Here is a 20,959-nt window from a genome sequence, read left to right on the forward strand (position 1 = left end):
GGCCGGGGACCTGGGCCGCGCCATCCCACTGTTCGAGCAGAACCTCACCGACAGCATCAGAATTCTCGGTGAAGATCACCCCGACACCCTGTCCTCCCGCAACAACCTTGCGGGCGCCTACGGGGCGGCCGGGGACCTGGGCCGCGCCATCCCACTGTTCGAGCAGAACCTCGCCGACCGCATCAGAGTCCTGGGCGAAGATCACCCATCCACCCTGTCCTCCCGCAACAACCTCGCGGGCGCCTACAAGGCGGCCGGGGACCTGAACCGCGCCATCCCACTGTTCGAGCAGAACCTCACCGAGAGCATCAGAGTCCTGGGCGAAGATCACCCCGACACCCTGACCTCCCGCAACAACCTCGCCTACACCTACGAGTCGGCCGGTGACTTGGGCCGCGCTATCCCGCTGTTCGAGCAGAACCTCACCGACAGCATCAGAATTCTCGGTGAAGATCACCCCACGACTCGCATCGTGCGAAACAACCTGCGTGTGGCAGGTGCCGATCAAGACTGATACGGCCTCGCATAGGGACTGACTCGGTGAAGCTGTCGAAATTTGTCCTCACTTACTCAAGGGCGCGCCTTGCGGGCGCGCCGGGCGGTCTGGCCGCTCCGCCGGGCTGCGGCGTGGCCGCCGGTCCTGTCGGGCGCCCACCGCCCGCACTCCCAGCGCTCCATGACCGTTTACCGGGTAGCCGACTGCCGTACGGGCTGGGGCGTCGTGGCTGGGGCCGACGGCCTACGCGGCTTTTAGGCAGCCACCACGGGGCGAGCCTCTAAGAGGCGCTAACACAATGAGTGGACCTGGCGGTGGGTGATCAGGCAGCAGGCGAGCTTGAGGAGCGCTTCGTGGATGTCGGCTCGGCGTTCCCAGCGGACGCGGAGTCGTTTGAAGCCGTGCAGCCAGGCGAACGTGCGCTCAACCACCCACCGGTAGATGCCCAGGCCACTGCCATGTGGTGTGCCTCGGCGGGCGATAACTGGGACGATCCGGCGTGTGCGGACCTGGTCGCGGTAGAGGTCGTGGTCGTAGCCTCGGTCGGCGAAGACCGACTGAGGCTTGCGGCGGGGTCGGCCGGGCCTGCCCCGGACGGGCGGGATGGCATCGAGCAGGGGCATGAGCTGGGTGACGTCGTTGCGGTTGCCGCCGGTGAGGATGGCCGCGAGCGGGGTGCCGTGCCCGTCGGTGATCAGGTGGTGTTTGGAGCCGGCTCGTCCCCGGTCGACCGGCGACGGGCCCGTCTGGAGCCCCCTTTTAACGCCCTGACGTGGCTGGAGTCCACAACCGCTCTCGACCAGTCCAGACGGGCGGCGGCGTTCAGCTCGGCCAGCAGCACCTCGTGCAGCTGCTGCCACACCCCGGCCTCGTTCCAGTCCCGAAGCCGTCGCCAGCACGTCATGCCCGACCCGAAACCGAGCTCCTGGGGAAGATGTTCCCACTGGATGCCGGTGTGGAGCACGAACAGGATCCCGCACAGCACCTGCCGGTCCGGGACGGGTTTGCGGCCCGGGTGCCGGAACCGCCGTTCCTTCTTCGGCAGCAGCGGCTCGATCCGCTCCCACAAGTCGTCCGACACGATCCAAGGCGAAGTCCCCACGGCCGGACAACGCCCAACTGGCCATCCAGGCACGGGCAGCAGGGCCGATCCACCTCATTGTGTTAGCGCCTCTAAGAACAGGGGGCTGATCGGTCGCAAACGCGGGCAGGATCACAGACCCGCCCGATTCGCCGGGCCAGCGTAAGGCCCCCTGTTCTCTCGCCCCGTGGCAGCTCCCGCCCAAAAGCCGCTACGGCCGGCGGCGTGCCCACAGCGCGCCAATCCAGTACCGCGCGCACCCCACCGGCCACCCCGATCAGCTCGCCCTGCCCAGCCGGGCCGCCGCCACCCGAGCGAGCATCGCCACCTCACGCGCGCCCGCTGCGGACAGTTCCAGCCGCACGACTCCGGAGCCGTCCGCGCCCGATGCGGCGCGCAAGCGCAGCTCTGCCGTTTCCATGCCGACCAGCCTCAGCGCGTCGCCCAGTTCGGCCGTCGCTTCCCGTGCGTCTCGCCAGCCGCTCACGTAGTCCACTCCGCGCACCCATATCCCCGCGTCCAGGTCTGCCGCTTCGCCGTCGAACCTGTCGTCCCCCAGGCCGCTCATTCGGTCAAGTCCCCTTCTCTGCAAGCCGTCTGACCATCAACATGCCGGGACGCCGTACGAGAGCACGACGACGGCCCCGGTACCATCGGCACCGGGGTTCGTGATCGATCCCCAGCCGGACCACCCCGTGAGCTGTCCAGGCAAGGGGGGTGGTCCGGTGTTGCTTCTTCGGTTGTTTGCGATCGAGGCGACCTCAGTACTGCTGTCGGCCACCCGGGTACCGGAGCGGCTTTCGGCACTCCGGAGCGTTTGCCGGGGCAGGCTCGTCGCCGAGCGCGTAGCACAGGGCGGCGTGCAACTGCTCTGCCTCCACCACTGTCAGCACTAGCGAAGCCAGGGGCGCGCGACCATGGCGAAGGACTTGAAGCGGTAGTTCAAGGAGACCGTCTTTCCCACGGCGCAGGCCACGCCCCGACACGGGACCGACTTGCCAGCCTTCCGAGCTATCACTCATCCGCGCGCCTCATTCCCTTGATCCGGTCCGTCGTCCTCGTCCTCTTCGGGTAGGCCAAGGCGCCTGCCGCGACTTTCAGCGATCCGGAGCGCATCACGCAGCGCCTCGATCATGCGATTCGAGAGAAAGCGCAGCTCTTCCACTTCCGCCTTGGAGTTGCCGAGCAGTTCGAGGGCATGGCCCACAAGTTCGGCCGCCATGCGGAGCTGGAACGCCTCCATCTCGTCGGCGAGCCTCGACACGTGCCCGGTACCTTCTTCGTCGCTCACGAGATAGGCGGGTTGACCGTTCGTGCCGCTCCAGGGCAGCAGCCGCGGTTGCGCACTCATCGGACCACCACCATCCCGTGTGGAGGGCACACCAGCGCCACGCGAGGGGACCCCTCACGGCCACGCCCCTGCCGCCGCTCATGGGCCACGACGTACGGCCGGACGAGGCCAACCTCTTCCCCGCGCAACGTCGGCCGAGTCGACACCTGACGCACACGCGGCATCCGCAACGTCGGGACATCCCCACAGGTCACCGACGGGCTTGCCTTCACCGTGCGATGGCGCCCCTGAACGGCTCGTAACACTCTCCTCAACGGCTCGAAGAACCTGCCGATACAGTTCCGCATGTCGACCTGCTTCCTCAGGTTGGCCACGCCCCGGGGCGCATGCCCGCGTCGCCGGGGTCCTGTGGCGGGTGTAAACCGGCTGAGTATTCATGCTGGTGACATGCGAAGCCCCCAACTTTCACACCTGAGTGAAAGCCGGGGGCTACTGCGGTGAAAGTGCTAGAGACCCACCCAAGCGGCCAAGTGATCAAGGGTGTCCGGAGTACGCCGGGACAAGTGGATCAGGCTCCTGATGGTCTCTCGTGCGCCTGAGTGATACCGCGTCTGCTGCGGAGCCAGCTTGCGCGCGGTGACGATGGACTTCAAGGCCGCTTCGTTACGCCCCGCCTCCATCTGAGCCCGTGCTTGATCCACGTAGAAATGAGCGGCGCGAGATGCAGGCCAGTCCTTTGGTATCCGCACCTTCGCGGCCTCTCGCAGAGCCTCGCCGTAGTGACGCATTTCCACATGAGCGGATACGGCATGCAGCCTGACATTCGTAGGACCAAAGGACAACCAGTGCACGTCCGTAGCCTCACCCACCCGATCCGCGTAGGACTCGGCCTCTGCGAGGTGGGTCGTCACCGCGCCTTCGTCCTCGGCGCGCGCGGCGATGATGCTTGCCCCGAGGTGAAGCTGACCGGCGACGGCCTGACTCTCTCGCGTCTGCGGAGCTTGCCCCAACAGCCCCTGCCCGGAAGCCACGAGCCGCTGACCAATGGTGTACTCGCCCTCTCGGAAGTAGACCAGCGCACGCATGTACTGGCGCACTGCTGACAGCAACGGATCGGAAGCCCGCGACGCGGCCCACTCCATACGGTCCAGAGCCACGGTGGACAAGTCGTAATAGCCCAGCTTCACGGCCAGGTCATGCGCGGTGCGGTAAGTACTCGACAGAGCGGCCCACAACTCGGACGACGGCGCCTGATACGCGGCTGTGGTGATCTCCGCCATCGTGCCGGGGAGATGGAGAGCAGCGTCATGGAGCTTCGTGGCCCGGACCTGCTGGCACAGAGTCTGAGCAGCGGCGATGAGTTGAGGAGTGGGACGCGGCTTGATCGCCGGATCGGCCCCCAAGTCGTAAAGGTCGAGGGCTTCACGGATCGGGCGGACCAGCGACGCCAACCGGTCCTGCTGTAGCTCGGTGACGTAGGGCTGACCGGTCAGCGCGGTGACATCGATGCACAGCGCTTTCGCCACAGCGGCCACCAAGTCGGGGCTAGCGGGCTTGTGACCAGATTCGACCTGCGTAAGGAGGCTGTAGGAGTAGGGGATCTTCTGAGCCAACCCACGTTGAGTCAGCCCAGCCCGCTTCCGGTGATGTGCGATCCGAGCGCCCGTGTGCTCGTCGTCGGGGAACGGCATACATGCCTCCCTTTCGTGACTCACTCAACGGAGACGCTACCCGCTCGGCCACGGCAGAAGACGGTGAACGACGATCTCAACACCGAGCGGACAGGGTTTGCGGATGGAGGGTGCCACACGGTGGACTGCCCGCATGACCGCGAACCGTGTGCTCTACCTGTTCGGAAGCGCCGCCCCGCCGGTGCTGAACATCGCTGGCGTCATCGAACGAGCGCAGGCGGCCGACTGGGATGTCTGCCTCGGATTGACCCCTACGGCCGCACGCTGGCTTGACGACGAGCTGCCAGCGTTGGAGGAGCTGACCGGACACCCGGTGCGCAGCCAGTACAAGCTGCCCCAGGAGCCGGACGCCTGGCCCCCGGCGGATGTTGCCGTGCTGGCGCCCGCCACCTTCAACACGATCAATCAGTGGGCGCTGGGGATCACCGAGAAGTTCATCGTGGGATTCGTGGCCGAGGCCATCGGCAAGGGCATCCCCACCGTGGCCATGCCGTGCGTCAACGCCGCCTACGTCCAGCACACCCAGTTCGACACCAGCGTTGCCACGCTGCGCGCGATGGGCGTACACGTCCTGTATGGGGAAGGCGGATTCGTCCCCAACAAGCCGGGCCAGGGCCGACCGGAGAACTATCCGTGGCACCTGGCACTGGAAGCCGCAATGTCAGTCCTGAGTAGGGGGTGATGCCGGTGAGGCATGCCACCTACTTGGCTTGACTCCCAAGCCGGAGCCCGCTCTGTCTGCTGCCATCACAGAGCGAGTCCCGGGATGAAGGCGACGAGCCCAGACAGCAGACTCCCGATACCCGCCAAGGTGACGATCGTCTTCTGACCATCTGAGAAGAGCTCTGAGCAGAACTCTTTCATTTGGCGGCGCCAGATCACCATCTTCAATTTCTGCCACCGGTGATGGTGGCGGTAGCAGCCCATCAGCAGACCGTAGGCGTTCTCCCGGCAACCGCCATCATGGTTCAGCACCGGCGCACCGCATGTGACGGGAGCCTGGAAGGCACACCATGCGAGGGTGGCGAGAGACAACGTGATCACAACGGCTGGGCCAGCTGCCGAGTTGATCCAGGCCGCGATGAGCAGCGCGGCTGTCAGTGCACCCCACCAGCGTTCGAGTCCTCCGAACCTGCTCTTCTTTCTCCTCCCCATTCCTCATGCATGGGCTCAGGCGGCAGTCGGTATTCCTCGGTGCTTCACAATGGCTGAATAGTTCGCGCTTGCCAAGATTTAGCCGTCAGCCGGGGCGATTCCTGTCGGGCACGAGCCGCCCCCAGACGGGTCACTTAGCTTGACGCCCGTGCCGCCGATGCCGCAGTAGCCCGCGGGGTTCTTGTCCAGGTACTGCTGGTGGTACGGCTCGGCCGGGTAGAAGGGGCCGGCGGGGAGGATCTCGGTGGCGATCTCGCCGTAGCCGGAGCCGGTCAGGACGGACTGGTAGGCGGCGCGGGAGGACTCGGCCTCGGACTGCTGCTCGGGGGAGTGGGTGTAGATGGCCGAGCGGTACTGGGTGCCGACGTCGTTGCCCTGGCGGAAGTGCTGGGTGGGGTCGTGGGACTCCCAGAAGAGCTTCAGGAGGGCGCCGTACGAGGTGACCGACGGGTCGAAGACGACGCGGACGGCCTCGGTGTGGGCGGTGAGGCCGCTGCAGACCTCTTCGTACGTGGGGTTCTCGGTGTGCCCGCCCTGGTAGCCGACCAGGGTGGTCCAGACGCCGGGGGCCTGCCAGAAGACGCGCTCGGCGCCCCAGAAGCAGCCGAGGCCGAAGTCGGCGACGACCAGGCCCTGAGGGTACGGGCCGGCGAGCGGGTTGCCGAGGACGGTGTGGCGGTCGGGGACCGCGAAGCCCGGTTCGGGGCGGCCCTTCAGCGCCTCCTCGGGGGTCGGGAGGTGGTTCTCGCGGCGGCTGAACAGCATGGGAAGGGCTCCTTCACGCGGGACGGGGGCTGCTTCTTACAACGGGCGCGGGCGGCGCCGAATTCCGTGCGGCCCCTCACTTCGGCAGGGTCGCGGGCGAGCCGCCCCGGCCCTCCCAGCCGGCCACCGCCAGCGCCCGGTAGACGGCGTACTCGGCCGCCGGGTCCGCCCCGTACGACCAGGGCACCGCGCCCACGTGGCCGTCCACGTGGCGGAGCTGCTCCATGGCGTCCGCGTACCGCTCGGAGCGGACCAGGAACCAGACCAGCAGATGGCGGACGTGGGGGAGGACGGGGTGGTCGGCGGGAGCCTGGCGGACGGCGTACAGGGCGCCCTCGACCGCCTTGGTGATCACGTCGCTCTGGTAGAGGCTGCGGACGAGGTTGACCTCGGGCAGGTGCTCGAAGACGCCGAAGAGGGGGAGGGCGGGCAGGAGGCTCTTGTCGGGGGCGGACCCGGCGGCGGCGTGGGTGAAGGCGTCGGCGCGGTCCTGGGAGCCGTGCCACTTCTCGCACCAGTAGTGGAGGGCGGCGAGGTGGGCGCCCATGTGGTGCGGGGCGCGGTCGGTGACCTTGGTCCACAGCTCCTCGAAGTCGGCCTGCCGGTAGGGGAGTCCGCGGGCGACGCCGAGTTCGACGATGTACGGAACGGGGTCGTCCGGGGCCAGCCGCGCCGCCTCGTGGCAGACGTCCCGGGCCTCCTCCAGGATCATGCGGAAGTCCTGCGAGGACGGGTCGAGCAGCGCCTGGCGGACCAGGAACTCCGCCTGCACGGCGGCCGCGCCCGGGTCCTCGGGGGCGGCCACGCGCCAGGTGCGCAGCCACATCCCGCCCCGGCCGGGGGCCTGGGCGAGTTCGTACGCGGCGGCTCCGGCGAGCGTCTGGACGCGCTGCCAGCGCAGTTCGGAGGTCGCCTCGGTGAGCGCGAGCAGCCGGGAGGCGGGCTGCCAGTCCTGGTTCGACTGGACCTCCTCCAGGGTCTCGACCAGTTGGGGGTCCGGGCCGGGCAGCCGTACGTCCAGCTGTTCGCGCGGTACGAAGCCGTACTCACCCGGGTCCGTGGCGCGCATCGCGCCCCGCAGCGCCTCGCGGCCGCCGCGCCTGCGCCGCAGGGCGGGCAGCACGATCAGGCCGCCGATCATGACGACGGCGATGAGGAAGATCAGCAGCTCCATGAGGTGTCCCCGTGTGAAGTCCCGTGACGGCTTGTGGTCCAGCCTATGCGCCCCGGCGGCGGTTGAATCCTGGACCGCGCGTCGCGCGTTACGCTCGGGCCCATGACCGACCAGCACCCTCACAGCTTCGAGACGCTCGCCATCCACGCGGGCCAGGAGGCGGACCCGCTCACCGGCGCCGTCGTTCCGCCGATCTACCAGGTCTCCACCTACAAGCAGGACGGGGTGGGCGGCTTGCGCGGCGGCTATGAGTACAGCCGCTCCGCCAACCCCACCCGCACCGCCCTGGAGGAGAACCTGGCGGCCCTGGAGGGAGGCCGCCGCGGGCTCGCCTTCGCCTCCGGCCTCGCCGCCGAGGACTGCCTGCTGCGCACGCTGCTGGTGCCCGGCGACCATGTGGTCATCCCGGACGACGCGTACGGCGGCACGTTCCGCCTCTTCGCCAAGGTCGTCGAGCGCTGGGGCGTGGAGTGGTCGGTCGCCGACACCTCCGACCCGGCGGCGGTGCGGGCCGCGGTGCGCCCCCGTACGAAGGTGATCTGGGTCGAGACGCCGAGCAACCCGCTGCTGGGCATCACCGACATCGCCGCCGTCGCCGACGTCGCCCGCACCGCGGGGGCCCGGCTGGTGGTGGACAACACCTTCGCCAGCCCCTACCTGCAGCAGCCGCTGTCGCTCGGCGCGGATGTCGTGGTGCACTCCACCACCAAGTACATGGGCGGCCACTCGGACGTCGTCGGCGGCGCGCTGATCGTCTCCGACCCGGGCCTCGGCGACGAACTCGCCTTCCACCAGAACGCGATGGGCGCCGTCGCCGCCCCCTTCGACTCCTGGCTGGTGCTGCGCGGCATCAAGACGCTCGGGGTACGGATGGACCGGCACAGCGCGAACGCCACGCGGGTCGCGGAGCTGCTCACCGCCCACCCCAAGGTGACCGAGGTCTTCTACCCGGGGCTGCCCGAGCACGCGGGCCACGAGGTCGCGGCCAAGCAGATGCGGGGCTTCGGCGGCATGGTGTCGTTCCGGGTCACCGGCGGCGAGGCGGCGGCGGTCGAGGTCTGCAACCGGGCCAAGCTCTTCACGCTCGGCGAGTCGCTGGGCGGCGTGGAGTCGCTGATCGAGCACCCGGGGCGGATGACGCACGCCTCGGCGGCCGGTTCGGCGCTGGAGGTGCCGGCGGATCTCGTACGGCTGTCCGTGGGCATCGAGTCCATCGACGATCTGCTGGGGGATCTGACCCAGGCGCTCGCCTGAGGCCCGTCCGAACCACTCACCACCCCTCCAGCGGAGGGGTGGTGTCGGTGGGCGGCCCCGCCCACGGGTGGACGACCGCCGCCCAGACGGTGAACGCGACGACGGCGGCCAGCAGCAGCGCCCAGCCGGCGGCCCGGGCCGCCCGGCGGCGCCGCAGCAGCCGCTGCCCGCGCCCGGCCGCCCGCCCGGCCAGATCCGGCGGCAGCACGGGGTGCGGGCCCTCCAGCATGCGCCGGACCTGGTCCTCCTTGCGGTCCGGGAAGCTCATCGTGCCGCTACCGGGGGTGGGCCGGGGGCGGCCCGGGCGCCGGTCGGGGGCGGGGCGGCGCGCATCAGGGTCACCGCGCGCGTGCAGATGGCCCGTACGCGCTCGACCGGCAGGCCGAGCGTGGCCGCCGTCTGCTCCTCCGCGACCCCCTCGTACAGCCGCAGCACCAGCACCAGCCGCTCACGCGGGGTGAGCCGGTCGAGCACACCGCCGCGCGGGCGGCGGTAGCGGCGGGCCCGGTGGGCGAAGAGGGCGGCCAGTTCCTGGCGGGTGCGGTCGTACGGATCCTCGCCGCGCAGCCGGTCCCAGCGGGCGTAGGTGCGCGCGAGCGCGGCGGTCAGCAGGGCTTGCGCGGCTTCGGTTTCCCCCGCGGTTTCCCCCGTCGGTTCCCCCGTGAGCAGTGTGGCCGCGTGCAACAACCTGCCACCGGCGCCCGCGACGAATGCCTCGAATTCCCGGGCCCGGCGGCTCTCCCGTGCTGCCCGCCGCTCTCGCACCGCGCCCTCCGCCGTTCGTCCCTCAAGGACACGGCAGGCAGGGGCGCCCGGTCAAGAGTCCGGTCAGGGTCCGGGCGGTCGGGAGTGCCCGGCTTCAGGACGCCGGTGCCGCCGCCTGCGGGACTCCGCCGTGCGCGGCGGACAGGGCGACGTTGAAGCGGGTGAGCAGATCGCAGAACATATCGCGCTCCTCCACCGTCCAGCCGTCCGTGACCTGCGCCATCAGCTCGCGCCGCGAGGAGCGCACCTCCTCCAGGCGGGCCTTGCCGCGCGGGGAGAGCTGGAGGACGACGGCGCGGCCGTCCTCGGGGTGCGAGGTGCGCTTGACCAGGCCGGAGTCGACCAGCGGGGCGACCTGCCGGGTCACGGTGGACGAGTCGATGCCCATGCCTCCGGCGAGTGCCTTGACCCCCATGGGGCCTTCCTGGTCGAGCCGGTTGAGCAGCAGATAGGCGGCGCGGTCCATCGAATTGCGGGCCTGGCCGACGCCGCCGAGCCGGGTCTGCTCCGCGCGGCGGGCGAAGACCGCGACCTGGTGCTGGAGTGATTCGAGTACGCCGGTGTCGAGTTGAGTCGTCATGTCCGATTGGGTGGGCATGGCCTAGGGCTCACTTCATGCGGTGGTCTGTGGGATGTGGCACAGAGTACGCGGCCCGGGCGCTGCCCGTACGGGGGCTGCAGAAACCTGCCGACAACCGGCCAAGCGCCGGTCGCCCCGGCCCGGCCGTGTTCCGGGGGAACTGCGAGACTGGGGCCATGGCTCCACGACCCGGCGGAGAGGACGGGCCCGGCCCCGCCCGGCGCCCCGCACGCTCCGTACCGTCCGCCCCGCTCGCGATCACCCTGGACGATGTGCGCGAGGCGCAGAAGACGCTCTCGGGGGTCTCCCGGCTGACCGCTCTGGAGGGCAGCCGCTTTCTGACCGGTCTGGTCGGCGCCCCGGTGCAGCTGAAGTGCGAGAACCTGCAGCGTACGGGCTCGTTCAAGCTGCGCGGGGCCTATGTGCGGATCGCGCGGCTGACGGCGGAGGAGCGGGCCGCGGGGGTGGTCGCGGCGAGCGCCGGGAACCATGCGCAGGGCGTCGCGCTCGCGGCCTCGCTGCTGGGGGTGCGGTCGACCGTCTTCATGCCCGAGGGCGCGCCGCTGCCGAAGGTCGCGGCGACCCGGGACTACGGCGCGGAGGTCCGCCTCGAGGGCCAGATCGTGGACGAGACGATGCGGGCGGCGCAGCGGTACGCGGAGCGGACCGGCGCGATCTTCATCCATCCGTTCGACCACCCGGACATCATCGCCGGACAGGGCACGGTGGGCCTGGAGATCCTGGAGCAGTGCCCCGAGGTGCGCACGATCGTGGTGGGCATCGGCGGCGGCGGACTCGCGGCCGGGATCGCGGTGGCGGTGAAGGCGCTGCGGCCGGACGTACGGGTGGTGGGGGTGCAGGCGGCGGGCGCCGCGGCGTATCCGCCGTCGCTGGCGGCGGGGCGGCCGGTGTCGGTCGAGGCGCCGGTGACGATGGCGGACGGCATCAAGGTGGGGCGGCCGGGCGACGTTCCGTTCGGGATCATCAGCGCGCTCGTCGACGAGGTGCGTACGGTCAGCGAGGACGAGCTGTCCAGTGCGCTGCTGCTGTGCCTGGAGCGGGCGAAGCTGGTGGTGGAACCGGCGGGGGCGAGCCCGGTGGCGGCGGTGCTGGCGGATCCGGGGTCCTTCGAGGGTCCGGTGGTGTCGGTGCTCTCCGGCGGCAATGTGGATCCGCTGCTGATGCAGCGCGTTCTGCGGCACGGCATGGCCGCGGCGGGCCGCTATCTGTCGCTGCGGCTGCGGCTCACCGACCGGCCGGGGGCGCTGGCGACGCTGCTGGCGGAGCTGTCGGCGGTGGACGCCAATGTGCTCGACATCAGCCATGTACGGATCAATCCGCGGCTGGGGCTCAGCGAGGCGGAGGTGGAGGTGCAGCTGGAGACGAAGGGCCCGGAGCACTGCGCCGAGGTCCGGAAGGCGCTGCACGGGGCCGGGTACACCGTGATGGTCTGACGGTTCACGGCGGGCCGTTCGTTACCTCACGTATATCGCGATGTATCGCGACTGCGCTACGATTCCTCTCCAGTTGCTGTCGCGACGCTGCCCTTGTGGGCGGACATATGCCTATTTTGAGGGGACGCGTCCCTGCGTGGCGAGGAACATTCGCCGCCGCACGTCACGTCAAACGATCTTTCGTGGACCTGACTCAACCCGGGAACACCCAACTCTGGGAGTGCCAACATGCCAGGCGCGATCCACGCCGAGGGCCTGGTGAAGACCTTCGGCGAAGTAAGAGCTCTGGACGGCGTCGATCTCGATGTGCCGGAAGGAACCGTGCTCGGACTGCTCGGCCCCAACGGCGCCGGGAAGACCACTGCCGTGCGCGTGCTGACCACGCTGCTGCGCCCCGACAGCGGAACGGCGGTGGTCGCGGGGGTGGACGTGCTCAAGTACCCCAATGAGGTCCGCCGGTCCATCGGCCTGTCCGGGCAGTTCGCCGCCGTCGACGAGTATCTGACGGGCCGTGAGAACCTCCGGATGGTCGGTCAGCTGTACCAGATGGGCGCGCGCGAGGCGAAGTCCCGCGCGGACGAGCTGCTGGAGCGGTTCCACCTGGCGGACGCGGCCGACCGCACCGCCAAGACGTACTCCGGCGGCATGCGCCGCCGCCTCGACCTCGCCGCCGCCCTGGTCGTCAGCCCTCCGGTGATGTTCATGGACGAGCCGACGACGGGGCTCGACCCGCGCAACCGGCAGGCGCTGTGGGAGGTCATCCAGGAACTGGTGGCGGGCGGCACGACGCTGCTGCTGACCACCCAGTATCTGGAGGAGGCCGACCACCTGGCCCATGACATCTGTGTGATCGACCGCGGCAAGGTCATCGCCCGTGGCACCTCCGACCAGCTCAAGGGCCGCATCGGCGGGGAGCGGGTGGAGGTCGTGGTGCACGAGCGGGAGCACATCGCGGTCGCCGAGCACGTGCTGAGCGTGCTGGGCAAGGGGGAGACCACGGTGCGGGAGCACACCCGCAAGGTCACCGTGCCGGTGGTCGGCGGGGCCAAGCTGCTGGCCGAGGTCATCCGCGAACTGGACACCCGGGGCGTGGAGATCGACGACATCGGGCTGCGCCGCCCGACGCTCGACGACGTCTTCATCTCGCTCACCGGCCATGGCGCCGAGGACGGCGGCTTGGAGAACGGCGCTCACGAGGGAGGCAAGTGATGGCCGTTGCCGAGGAGTCCGGCGCCACCGTCGCCACCGCCCCCCGGCCGCGCGGCGGACCGTTCGCGGCGGTCCGGGACTCGCTGGTGGTCGCCCGGCGGAATCTGATCCGGATGATGCGGATTCCGGAAGTGGTTATTTTTGGCCTGATTCAGCCCATTATGTTCGTTGTGCTGTTCAGCTATGTATTCGGCGGCGCGATCATGGTGCCGGGGCAGGCCAGCGCGGACGCCGATGTCTATCGCGAGTTCCTGATGGGCGGGATCTTCGCGCAGACCGTCACCTTCGCGACGGCGGGCGCGGGCGCGGGGATCGCCGACGACATGCACAAGGGGCTGATCGACCGGTTCCGCTCCCTGCCGATGGCGCGCGGCGCGGTGCTCACCGGCCGTACGCTCGCGGATCTGGTGCAGACGGCGCTGACGCTGGTCGTGCTGGCGATCGTCGCGCTCATCGTGGGCTGGCGGGTGCACGACGGAATCCTGAGCGCGCTGGCCGCCTTCGGCCTGCTGCTCCTGCTGGGCTACGCCTTCTCCTGGATCGGCGCGCTGATCGGATTGACGGTGCGGACCCCCGAGGCCGCGACGTCCGGCGGGCTGATCTGGCTGTTCCCGCTGACCTTCATCTCGAACGCGTTCGTGCCGTCCAGCAAGATGCCCGAGTTCCTGGGGCACGTCGCGGACTGGAACCCGTTCAGCGCCACGGTGCAGGCCTGCCGGGAGCTGTTCGGCAATCCGCAGGGCGTGGTCTCGGATGCCTGGCCGATGCAGCATCCGGTGCCGGCGTCGGTGCTGTGGTCGGTGGTGATCATCGTGGTGTTCCGGACGCTGTCGGTCCGGAAGTACCGCTCGGCGACCGCCTGACCGTCCGTGTCATACAGCGAGCCCCCGGCCGCGTGGGCCGGGGGCTCGCCGTGAGTCGTGCGGGTGCGGGCGTTCGGGGGTGGCACTCAGCCCTGGTAGGGCTTGGCGTCCAGGATGCGCACCGATGCCGTACGGCCGTTGGGCAGCTCGTATTCGGCGTCCTGGCCGACCTTCTTGCCGTTCACACCCGTGCCCAGCGGGGACTGCGGCGAGTAGGTCTCGATGTCCGAGCTCGCGTATTCACGAGAGGCGAGAAGGAAGGTCAGGGTGTCGTCCGGGTCGCCGTCGAAGGCGATGGTGACGACCATGCCGGGGGCGACCACGCCGGTGTCCGCGGGTGCCTCTCCGACCTTCGCGTGCTCCAGGAGCTGCGTCAGCTGACGCACCCGGAGCTCCTGCTTGCCCTGCTCTTCCTTGGCGGCGTGGTAACCACCGTTCTCCCGGAGGTCACCTTCCTCCCGGGCAGCCTCGATCTTCTTCGCGATCTCGATACGTGCCGGACCCGACAGGTACTCCAGCTCGGCCTTGAGCTGGTCGTACGCCTCCTGGGTCAGCCAGGTGACGTTCTCGCTGGTCTGGGTCACAGGTGCTCCTCGTCGGTGCTGGGAATACAAATGAACGCCCTACTCAGAAGGGTGCGCCTTCAAAGCCGGGCGAAACCACGAGCCTAACAATTCCGACAGGAAACGGGGAGGAGGGAACTCAGCTCCATGCGCATGAAACGGGACAAACCTGGCGAGTCAGGGCGTGGTCACTCGAGCCCTCCGGCCGGTGTCCAGCCGCCCTCCGGGCCACGTCGGGGCCGCTCTCCGGGCGGGCGGCCCGGCGCCCGGCTCAGCCGTCCGTGGCGGAGTCGCAGCCGACCAGCTCGGCGCTGGTCGCGCGCCCGGTGGTGCGCACCGTCATGACCTTGATCAGGTCGTCCTGGCGCTGCCCGAAGGTGAAGCTCTTACGGCCCACCTCGTCGTGGTAGGTGTCCAGCGCGCGCACCGTGCACACGGCGGTGGCGTCCTGGTCCTTGGTGATCTCCAGCCGGACGTCGACGGTGTCGGCCGCGGTCACCTTGAAACCGGTCAGCTGGCCGCTGACGTCCTCCTCGATGACGTACGCGTAACCGAACCAGGCGATCAGGGCGATCAATCCGGCGCCGAGCACCGAACCGATGATCTTCAGCTTGCGATCGGCCCGCTCGTCCGCGGAGCGGCCGTAGCGCCCCTCGGGAAGGCCCTCGCGCACCGCCGACATGATCGCTTCCTCCTGCTCGGGAGACCCGGAATTATTCGGGCCCGCTGTGGGTCACTATAGAAGCCGTCTTCCGCGACGAATCACTGAGGATCGAACTTGACTGAGCAGCTGCGTTTGATGGCCGTGCACGCACACCCGGATGACGAGTCGAGCAAGGGCGCGGCCACCATGGCCAAGTACGTCTCCGAGGGGGTGGACGTGCTGGTCGCGACCTGCACGGGCGGTGAGCGCGGCTCCATCCTCAACCCCAAGCTCCAGGGTGATCCGTATATCGAGGAGCACATTCACGAGGTGCGCGCCAAGGAGATGGACGAGGCGCGCGAGATCCTCGGAGTGAAGCAGGAGTGGCTGGGCTTCGTGGACTCCGGGCTGCCCGAGGGCGACCCGCTGCCGCCGCTGCCCGACGGCTGCTTCGCGCTCCAGGACGTGGACGAGGCGGCGGGCGCGCTCGTGAAGCTGATCCGTTCCTTCCGGCCGCAGGTGATCACCACCTATGACGAGAACGGCGGCTATCCGCACCCCGACCACATCATGACCCACAAGATCACTATGGTGGCCTTCGAGGCGGCCGGGGACCCCGAGAAGTACCCCGAGGCGGGCCCGGCGTGGCAGCCGCAGAAGCTCTACTACAACCAGGGCTTCAACCGGCCGCGCACCGTCGCCCTGCACGAGGCGCTGCTCGCGCGCGGCCTGGAGTCGCCGTACGGGGAGTGGCTGGAGCGCTGGAAGAGTTTCTCCCGGCGGGAGCGCACCCTGACCACCTATGTGCCGTGCGCCGAGTACTTCGAGATCCGCGACAAGGCGTTGATCGCGCACCGCACGCAGATCGATCCCGACGGCGGCTGGTTCCGGGTGCCCATGGACATCCAGAAGGAGGTCTGGCCGACGGAAGAATACGAGCTCGCGAAGTCGCTCGTGGATACCTCCCTCCCCGAGGACGACCTCTTCGCGGGCATCCGCAACAATTGACCCCATGATGAGCGCGACCAGCACCCTCGCCATGACGCATCTCGTCCCGCTCGCCAAGGATCTGGACGAGAACAAGGTGACCCCGGGCCTGCTCGGGTTCGTCGTCTTCGCACTGATCGGCGGCGCGGTGTGGCTCCTGATGAAGTCCATGAACAAGCACATGAACAAGGTGGACTTCGAGGAGGAGCCGGAGCCCGGTGAAGCCCGGGCCGCCGCCTCCCCGAAGGGCCCCAAGGAGGAGCGCACGGCCTGACGGCACCTCCTCGACCTGAGCCCGGACCGGGCGCGGGCGCGGGGCCGGTCCGGGCCGAGGCCCGGGGGCCGGTCCGGGCTCAGGCATGGGGCCGGTCCGGGAGCACGGCCATGACCTCGCGGGAGCGGCGGCTCGGCACCATACCGAGCTGCCAGGCCTGCCATCCCGTCTCCGGCTCCACACCGCGCTCCAGCACCAGCGCGAACGCCTCCGCGCACTCCTCCACCCGGGGATCCCCGCCCGCCGCGGCCGCGCCCGGCTCGCGCAGCTCCCGCAGCAGCTCCGCCAGCTCCTCCTGCGCCACCGCCGTGCCGATGACCGAGCCGCCCGCCGAGGCGAACGGCAGCAGCGTGCAGCGCAGGAACCTCGCCCAGGATCCGCCGCGCCGGTCCCCGTACTCGGCGAACAGCCGGGCCGCCTCGTCCACCAGCTCCAGCGCCTGCGCCGACCGGCCGTTCCCCGCGTCGATCACCGCCAGCTCGACGCACGACCACGCCTCGCCGTGGGCCACCCCCACCCGGTGGAAGTCCTGCCGCGCGTCCTGCAGCAGCTGCCGCGCGAAGCCGCTGTTGCGCAGCGAGCCGGTCTGCGCCGCCCGCAGATCACGGGTGACCCGAGCCGAGTGATGCCGGGCACACGCCAGCCCGTACACATCCCGCATCCGGCTGAACAACGTGCGGGCCCGCTCCAGCTCGCGCACCGCCGCGTCCCGGTCGCCGCGCTCCTCCAGCGCCTGGCCCAGGTAGTACAGGGTCCAGGCCTCACCGCGCGCGTCCTCGTTGTCCCGGTGCCGGGAGAGGGCCTGGCGCAGCTGGTCCACGGCCGCCGACGGCTCGCCGGCCACCAGCCGGGCGCGGGCCAGCTGGGTCAGCGCCCAGGCCGCACCGCGCTGGTCGTGGGTGCGGTCGTACGCGCCCAGCGCCTCCCGCAGCTCGGCCTCCGCGCGGGGCACGTCGCCCATCCGCAGACAGGCCTGACCGAGCTGGAAATGCGCCCAGGCCTGGCCGTGCAGGCTCTCGGACTCCCGGTGCAGCTCCAGCGACTGCCGCAACAGCTCCAGGGCCTCGGCGAGCTGCCCGCGGTCCCGCTCCACGGCGGCCAGCGCGTGCATCGTCCAGCCCCGGTCCCCGCGCAGCGCCTCGGACTCCTGCAGGGACAGCGCCTCGCGCAGCTTCGCCGCGGCCTCCACCAGATTGCCCTGGTGGTGCAGGGTGATGCCCAGGCTGCACAGCGCGCGGGCCGCGCCCGCCTCGTGGTGGGCCTCGAAATACAGGTCGACCACCGAGGACAGCGTCGTACGCGCCTGGTCCAGCTCGCCGAGCTGGCGGGCGGCGATACCGGTGCGCCACTGCACGGACCGCACCAGCAGCCCCTGGTCGACGGCCTGGGTCAGCTCGCTGATCTCGCCCAGCCGGTACAGGTCGCCGCGCAGCAGGCAGTAGTCGCACAGCGCGCCCAGCAGATGCAGCACCGCGGATTGGTCCACGCCCTCCGCATGGCGCAGCGCCGCGGTGATGAAGCTCGACTCGTCGTCCAGCCAGCCCAGCGCCGCGTCCAGCGAGGTGAAGCCGTGGCCGCCCGCCGTGCCCTTGGTGAAGACATCGGCGCGGGTGGAGGTCTTGCCGTCGACCAGCCGGATCACCGAGTCCGCCAGCTCGGCATAGCTGCGGATCAGCCGCTCCTGGGCGGCGGTGCGCTGCTCGGGCTCCTCCTCGTCGGCCAGCCGGGCGGCGGCGAACGAGCGCACCAGGTCGTGCAGCCGGTAGCGGCTGCCGCGCACGTGCTGGATCAGCCCGGCGCGGCCCAGCGCGTCCAGATGGCGGGCCGCCTCCTGCTGGTCGGCGCCCAGCAGCGCCGCGGCCGCCGCCGCGCCCAGGCTCGCCCGCCCGGCCAGCGCGAGGCGGCGCAGCAGCCGCCGGGCGCCCTCCTGCTGGTCGGTGTACCGCAGCCACAGGGTGCGCTCGACCGGGCCGACCGGCCCGTACGCCTCGAGGTCGGTGGCGAGGGCGGCGGGGGTGCGCGGGCCGAGGGAGGAGCCCGCGATCCGCAGCGCCAGCGGCAGCCGCCCGCACAGCTCGGCGATCCGCTCCACGGACCGCCCGTCGTACGGGCCGGGCCCGGCCGGGTTCTCGGCGGAGACCCGCAGCAGCTCCTCGGCGCCCGACTCGTCCAGCGGGCCGACCTCCAGCCGGTGCACCCACGCGGCCAGGTCCGGCGGCAGGGTGAGCGGGGTGCGCGAGGTGACCAGGATCAGGCTGTCGGACCGCTCCGGGACCAGCGTGCGCACCTGCTCGGCGTCGCTCGCGTCGTCCAGCACGATCGTGACGGGCAGCCCGGTCAGATGCTGGTGATACAGCTCGGTGAGCCGCTTGAGGTGCTGGTCCTGGCTCGCCCGCTCCCGGAAGAGCAGCTGGTCGCGGGGCGCCCCGAGCCGGTTCAGCAGATGCAGCAGCGCGTCGCGGGTCGAGAGCGGGGCCTGCTCGGCGCTGTCCCCGCGCAGATCCACCAGGCACGCGCCCCGGAACTGATCGCGCAGCTCATGGGCCGCCCGCACCGCCAGCGTGGTGCGGCCCGAGCCCGGTGGGCCCTCCAGCAGCACCACCGTCGGTCTGGTCTCGGTGCTGGCCCGCGCCCGGTGCACCCACTGGGCGATCTGGCCGGTCTGCGCGCGGCGCCCGGCGAACGGGCCGTCCGCCTGGGGGAGCTGGCCGAAGGACTGCTCCAGCACCGTGCGCCTGCGGGCCGCCTGACTGCGGTCCGCGCCCCGCAGCCGCGGCACCTGCCCGCCGGTGGGGGACGAGGAGCGCTTGGCCGGGCCGCCGCCCTGGCGGGTGGCGGCCGAGGTCATCCGGTGCTGATCGATGAACGGCCGGATGCCCCGCACCTCGACCGCCGTGAGCCACTGCAGCCGCAACTGCTCGGGCCCGCCGGGCTGGTTGCGCAGCGCCGCCTGGCGGTGGGCGGCGGGCCAGTGGGCCGCGGTGAGCTTGAGGACGGCCGCGGCCGACCCCGCCACCGCCGCGGTCGCGCCCGCGCCCAGCGCGGTGCCCGCCGAGGTGCCGAAGGTGAGGTCCGCGCCGAACGCGGCGGCCGCCGCCACCGCCGCGGCCAGCGCCGGGGTGGACAGCCGCTCGCGCCCCAGCATCGCCGACAGCGGTCGGCTGCCGGCCTCCGCCTCCTCCAGCGCGCGCACATACGCGCCGTACTCCTCGGCCGCGGTCGCCGCCATCCCGTCCAGCGCGCCCCGCGCGCGGCTGAGCAGCACCCCGCCGTCCGTGCGGCCGCCGGAGCGCCGCACCTCCTCCTCGACGGCCCGCGTCAGCAGCCGCTCGACCTCCGTCCGGTGGCTGTCCCGCAGCACGGCCAGTGAGCCCGGCATGTGATCCCCCTCCTGCACGAGCGCCACGCGTGAATCGCGCGTTGCTCCCCAAGTCTTCCGCTTCTGCCTCATTTCCGGCAGCCCTGTGGATAACTCCCCCTGTGGACAACTCACCCGCCCGGCGGGCCGCGTCAAGGGACCGCCCGCGTCCGTCGCCTCGGCGGGGACCCGCGGGGCCCCGTGCCGCCGAGCGTCGGCTGTTCCAGCTGCCGCTGGTGTCGGTAAAGGAAAGCAACCAGGCAGTGCTGACCTGGATAAACCCGGCCCTTTCGTACGTGAATGACGAGAGGCAAGGTGCTGGGTGGTGAATTCCGGGAATCGGTCCGGCGCATCTGGAATCAAAGATTCCAACGAAAATGATCACAGTGTGACGTCGATCACATGGGTAAAGTCTTGATCAAGCGGATCCGATGGTTCATATACTGGCGGGCACGTTCAGGTGTGGTCACCACGTGTCCGTCCGGCGTCGTCATGTGGTCACAGTCAAGGGGGAAGCTCATGCTTTTTGGACGAGTTGATCAATGCGCCTCGCGCGAGGACGCCGTTGCCGAGCGCGGTCTCCGGGCGCGAACCGCGCTGGTCATGGCCGCTCCGGCCGTCAAGAGCAAGTAGAACTTCGCGCGTTCCTGTCATGGCGCGGCCATGGCCGCTCATGGCGGCAATTCGGGTCGAGAGCCAAGAGTTCTCCCGTCGGGTCGCAACTGCTGAATTGGTGCGGGTCCTGGTGGCCGACCGTGCCGATCGCGGCACCGGGAAACCGCTGCTGTGCGCCGCGCGCTGAGCGAGTGGAATTTCACGCACGGCGTCCTGTTTCCGTCGCCCGGCACCTGATGCACCCATACCGAATGGCCGCACGGCCGCATGAGCGGTGCTTCTCTGTTCCCGGGCCTGCCGGATTCACCCACCAGCTGTCCACGGGCTCAGGGCGAGCCGGCGCCGCCGCGCCGTTCTCACGCTCCAGGCCGGGCGCCTTCAAGCGCCTCGCAAAATCCGGCGCCTCACCGCCGGACGAACATAAGGTTGACAAGTGAATTCAAGTAGTTCCTTGAGGGACCCCCACGTCACATTAGGAAACGATCACTTGAGAATCCTTCAGCTTGTCTCCCAGGGATGCAGCATGGCGCAGGTCGCCCGCCGCATGGAGATGAGTGACCGCACGCTCCGGCGTAAACTCCGCTCGATATGCGACCACGTCGACGTGGAAACCCCGATAGAGGCGGTGGTGTGGGCCGTGCGCCGAAGAATCATCTGAAAGGTCCGGACCGGCCACGCCGGCCCCGGGACTCCCACAGGGGCCCCGACCTGGACACCGTGCCCGCGGCACCGCGCCCGGGT

At 70.2% G+C, this 20,959-nt stretch carries 20 protein-coding genes and 1 pseudogene; 8 read left to right on the forward strand and 13 right to left on the reverse strand.

What is annotated here, in order from left to right:
* Positions 1-514 (forward strand): tetratricopeptide repeat protein (locus ABZ562_RS31820; protein WP_361486228.1); only part of this gene is annotated, 514 nt, incomplete at its 5' end.
* 272 nt (positions 515-786) lie between these two features.
* Here the strand turns inward: ABZ562_RS31820 and ABZ562_RS31825 are convergent.
* From ABZ562_RS31825 to ABZ562_RS31840, 4 genes and pseudogenes are all read right to left on the reverse strand, one after another.
* Positions 787-1,631: pseudogene (locus ABZ562_RS31825) on the reverse strand (IS5 family transposase).
* Between the two features lie 223 nt (positions 1,632-1,854).
* Positions 1,855-2,145, reverse strand: a complete 291-nt coding sequence (locus ABZ562_RS31830) for a hypothetical protein (protein ID WP_361486230.1) — start codon at positions 2,143-2,145, stop codon at positions 1,855-1,857.
* A 450-nt stretch (positions 2,146-2,595) separates the two neighbouring features.
* Entirely contained in the window at positions 2,596-2,928 is a 333-nt protein-coding gene (locus tag ABZ562_RS31835; RefSeq protein WP_361486232.1) for a hypothetical protein, read from the reverse strand.
* A 446-nt stretch (positions 2,929-3,374) separates the two neighbouring features.
* Positions 3,375-4,559: a helix-turn-helix transcriptional regulator gene (locus ABZ562_RS31840; RefSeq protein ID WP_361486235.1), complete on the reverse strand. Its 1,185-nt coding sequence runs from the start codon at positions 4,557-4,559 to the stop codon at positions 3,375-3,377.
* Between the two features lie 133 nt (positions 4,560-4,692).
* Here ABZ562_RS31840 and ABZ562_RS31845 point away from each other — a divergent pair, with 133 nt between their 5' ends.
* On the forward strand, positions 4,693-5,241 hold the full coding sequence (locus tag ABZ562_RS31845) for a flavoprotein (RefSeq protein ID WP_361486237.1): 549 nt from the start codon (positions 4,693-4,695) through the stop codon (positions 5,239-5,241).
* A gap of 65 nt (positions 5,242-5,306) precedes the next feature.
* Here the strand turns inward: ABZ562_RS31845 and ABZ562_RS31850 are convergent, their stop codons facing one another.
* The 3 genes from ABZ562_RS31850 to ABZ562_RS31860 form a co-directional block, all read right to left on the reverse strand.
* The gene (locus ABZ562_RS31850; protein WP_361486240.1) at positions 5,307-5,714 is read right to left on the reverse strand and encodes a hypothetical protein; all 408 of its coding nucleotides are present in this window, start codon (positions 5,712-5,714) and stop codon (positions 5,307-5,309) included.
* 78 nt (positions 5,715-5,792) lie between these two features.
* Positions 5,793-6,479: a peptide-methionine (S)-S-oxide reductase MsrA gene (msrA, locus tag ABZ562_RS31855; RefSeq protein WP_361486243.1), complete on the reverse strand. Its 687-nt coding sequence runs from the start codon at positions 6,477-6,479 to the stop codon at positions 5,793-5,795.
* Between the two features lie 76 nt (positions 6,480-6,555).
* A complete protein-coding gene (locus ABZ562_RS31860; RefSeq protein ID WP_361486246.1) occupies positions 6,556-7,653 on the reverse strand; it encodes a hypothetical protein in 1,098 nt (365 codons plus the stop codon).
* A gap of 102 nt (positions 7,654-7,755) precedes the next feature.
* Here ABZ562_RS31860 and ABZ562_RS31865 point away from each other — a divergent pair, with 102 nt between their 5' ends.
* Positions 7,756-8,907: a cystathionine gamma-synthase gene (locus tag ABZ562_RS31865; protein WP_361486248.1), complete on the forward strand. Its 1,152-nt coding sequence runs from the start codon at positions 7,756-7,758 to the stop codon at positions 8,905-8,907.
* A gap of 16 nt (positions 8,908-8,923) precedes the next feature.
* Here ABZ562_RS31865 and ABZ562_RS31870 read toward each other — a convergent pair whose 3' ends face one another.
* From ABZ562_RS31870 to ABZ562_RS31880, 3 genes are all read right to left on the reverse strand, one after another.
* Positions 8,924-9,175 carry a hypothetical protein gene (locus ABZ562_RS31870; RefSeq protein ID WP_361486250.1) on the reverse strand — a complete coding sequence of 84 codons (252 nt, stop codon included), beginning with the start codon at positions 9,173-9,175 and terminating at the stop codon, positions 8,924-8,926.
* Positions 9,172-9,672, reverse strand: coding sequence for a sigma factor-like helix-turn-helix DNA-binding protein (locus ABZ562_RS31875; RefSeq protein ID WP_361486253.1), 501 nt, complete (start codon positions 9,670-9,672; stop codon positions 9,172-9,174). The genes ABZ562_RS31870 and ABZ562_RS31875 overlap by 4 nt, the downstream gene beginning before the upstream one ends.
* 94 nt (positions 9,673-9,766) lie before the next feature.
* Entirely contained in the window at positions 9,767-10,270 is a 504-nt protein-coding gene (locus ABZ562_RS31880) for a MarR family transcriptional regulator (RefSeq protein WP_361486256.1), read from the reverse strand.
* A 158-nt stretch (positions 10,271-10,428) separates the two neighbouring features.
* Here ABZ562_RS31880 and ilvA point away from each other — a divergent pair, with 158 nt between their 5' ends.
* The 3 genes from ilvA to ABZ562_RS31895 all read left to right on the forward strand — a co-directional run bounded on the left by ilvA (position 10,429) and on the right by ABZ562_RS31895 (position 13,778).
* Positions 10,429-11,706, forward strand: coding sequence for a threonine ammonia-lyase (gene ilvA / locus ABZ562_RS31885; RefSeq protein ID WP_361486259.1), 1,278 nt, complete (start codon positions 10,429-10,431; stop codon positions 11,704-11,706).
* Positions 11,707-11,934: 228 nt separating this feature from the next.
* Complete coding sequence (locus ABZ562_RS31890) at positions 11,935-12,915, forward strand: ATP-binding cassette domain-containing protein (RefSeq protein WP_361486261.1); 981 nt, start codon at positions 11,935-11,937, stop codon at positions 12,913-12,915.
* Positions 12,915-13,778 (forward strand): ABC transporter permease, encoded by an 864-nt coding sequence (locus ABZ562_RS31895; protein ID WP_361486264.1) that lies wholly within the window; start codon positions 12,915-12,917, stop codon positions 13,776-13,778. Before ABZ562_RS31890 ends, ABZ562_RS31895 begins: the two co-directional genes overlap by 1 nt.
* An 86-nt stretch (positions 13,779-13,864) precedes the next feature.
* Here the strand turns inward: ABZ562_RS31895 and greA are convergent, their stop codons facing one another.
* Both greA and ABZ562_RS31905 read right to left on the reverse strand, forming a co-directional pair.
* Entirely contained in the window at positions 13,865-14,362 is a 498-nt protein-coding gene (gene greA, locus ABZ562_RS31900; RefSeq protein WP_055548325.1) for a transcription elongation factor GreA, read from the reverse strand.
* A gap of 250 nt (positions 14,363-14,612) precedes the next feature.
* Positions 14,613-15,023 (reverse strand): DUF4307 domain-containing protein, encoded by a 411-nt coding sequence (locus tag ABZ562_RS31905; protein WP_361486267.1) that lies wholly within the window; start codon positions 15,021-15,023, stop codon positions 14,613-14,615.
* Positions 15,024-15,119: 96 nt separating this feature from the next.
* On the opposite strand from ABZ562_RS31905, the gene mca reads away from it, so the two are divergent.
* Positions 15,120-15,992 (forward strand): mycothiol conjugate amidase Mca, encoded by an 873-nt coding sequence (gene mca, locus ABZ562_RS31910; protein ID WP_361486269.1) that lies wholly within the window; start codon positions 15,120-15,122, stop codon positions 15,990-15,992.
* A 7-nt stretch (positions 15,993-15,999) separates the two neighbouring features.
* Positions 16,000-16,245: a hypothetical protein gene (locus ABZ562_RS31915; RefSeq protein ID WP_055548788.1), complete on the forward strand. Its 246-nt coding sequence runs from the start codon at positions 16,000-16,002 to the stop codon at positions 16,243-16,245.
* A gap of 79 nt (positions 16,246-16,324) precedes the next feature.
* Here the strand turns inward: ABZ562_RS31915 and ABZ562_RS31920 are convergent, their stop codons facing one another.
* Complete coding sequence (locus tag ABZ562_RS31920) at positions 16,325-19,624, reverse strand: tetratricopeptide repeat protein (RefSeq protein ID WP_361486272.1); 3,300 nt, start codon at positions 19,622-19,624, stop codon at positions 16,325-16,327.
* Positions 19,625-20,959: the final 1,335 nt, after the last annotated feature.

It is taken from the genome of Streptomyces sp. NPDC019937 (assembly GCF_040631655.1).
Taxonomy (GTDB): Bacteria; Actinomycetota; Actinomycetes; order Streptomycetales; family Streptomycetaceae; genus Streptomyces.

Coding starts and splice junctions, on each gene's coding strand:
- ABZ562_RS31830 (WP_361486230.1), bottom strand. CDS start 2,145: ATGAGCGGCCTGGGGGACGACAGGTTCGACGGCGAAGCGGCAGACCTG.
- ABZ562_RS31835 (WP_361486232.1), bottom strand. CDS start 2,928: ATGAGTGCGCAACCGCGGCTGCTGCCCTGGAGCGGCACGAACGGTCAA.
- ABZ562_RS31840 (WP_361486235.1), bottom strand. CDS start 4,559: ATGCCGTTCCCCGACGACGAGCACACGGGCGCTCGGATCGCACATCAC.
- ABZ562_RS31845 (WP_361486237.1), top strand. CDS start 4,693: ATGACCGCGAACCGTGTGCTCTACCTGTTCGGAAGCGCCGCCCCGCCG.
- ABZ562_RS31850 (WP_361486240.1), bottom strand. CDS start 5,714: ATGGGGAGGAGAAAGAAGAGCAGGTTCGGAGGACTCGAACGCTGGTGG.
- msrA (WP_361486243.1), bottom strand. CDS start 6,479: ATGCTGTTCAGCCGCCGCGAGAACCACCTCCCGACCCCCGAGGAGGCG.
- ABZ562_RS31860 (WP_361486246.1), bottom strand. CDS start 7,653: ATGGAGCTGCTGATCTTCCTCATCGCCGTCGTCATGATCGGCGGCCTG.
- ABZ562_RS31865 (WP_361486248.1), top strand. CDS start 7,756: ATGACCGACCAGCACCCTCACAGCTTCGAGACGCTCGCCATCCACGCG.
- ABZ562_RS31870 (WP_361486250.1), bottom strand. CDS start 9,175: ATGAGCTTCCCGGACCGCAAGGAGGACCAGGTCCGGCGCATGCTGGAG.
- ABZ562_RS31880 (WP_361486256.1), bottom strand. CDS start 10,270: ATGCCCACCCAATCGGACATGACGACTCAACTCGACACCGGCGTACTC.
- ilvA (WP_361486259.1), top strand. CDS start 10,429: ATGGCTCCACGACCCGGCGGAGAGGACGGGCCCGGCCCCGCCCGGCGC.
- ABZ562_RS31890 (WP_361486261.1), top strand. CDS start 11,935: ATGCCAGGCGCGATCCACGCCGAGGGCCTGGTGAAGACCTTCGGCGAA.
- ABZ562_RS31895 (WP_361486264.1), top strand. CDS start 12,915: ATGGCCGTTGCCGAGGAGTCCGGCGCCACCGTCGCCACCGCCCCCCGG.
- ABZ562_RS31905 (WP_361486267.1), bottom strand. CDS start 15,023: ATGTCGGCGGTGCGCGAGGGCCTTCCCGAGGGGCGCTACGGCCGCTCC.
- ABZ562_RS31915 (WP_055548788.1), top strand. CDS start 16,000: ATGAGCGCGACCAGCACCCTCGCCATGACGCATCTCGTCCCGCTCGCC.
- ABZ562_RS31920 (WP_361486272.1), bottom strand. CDS start 19,624: ATGCCGGGCTCACTGGCCGTGCTGCGGGACAGCCACCGGACGGAGGTC.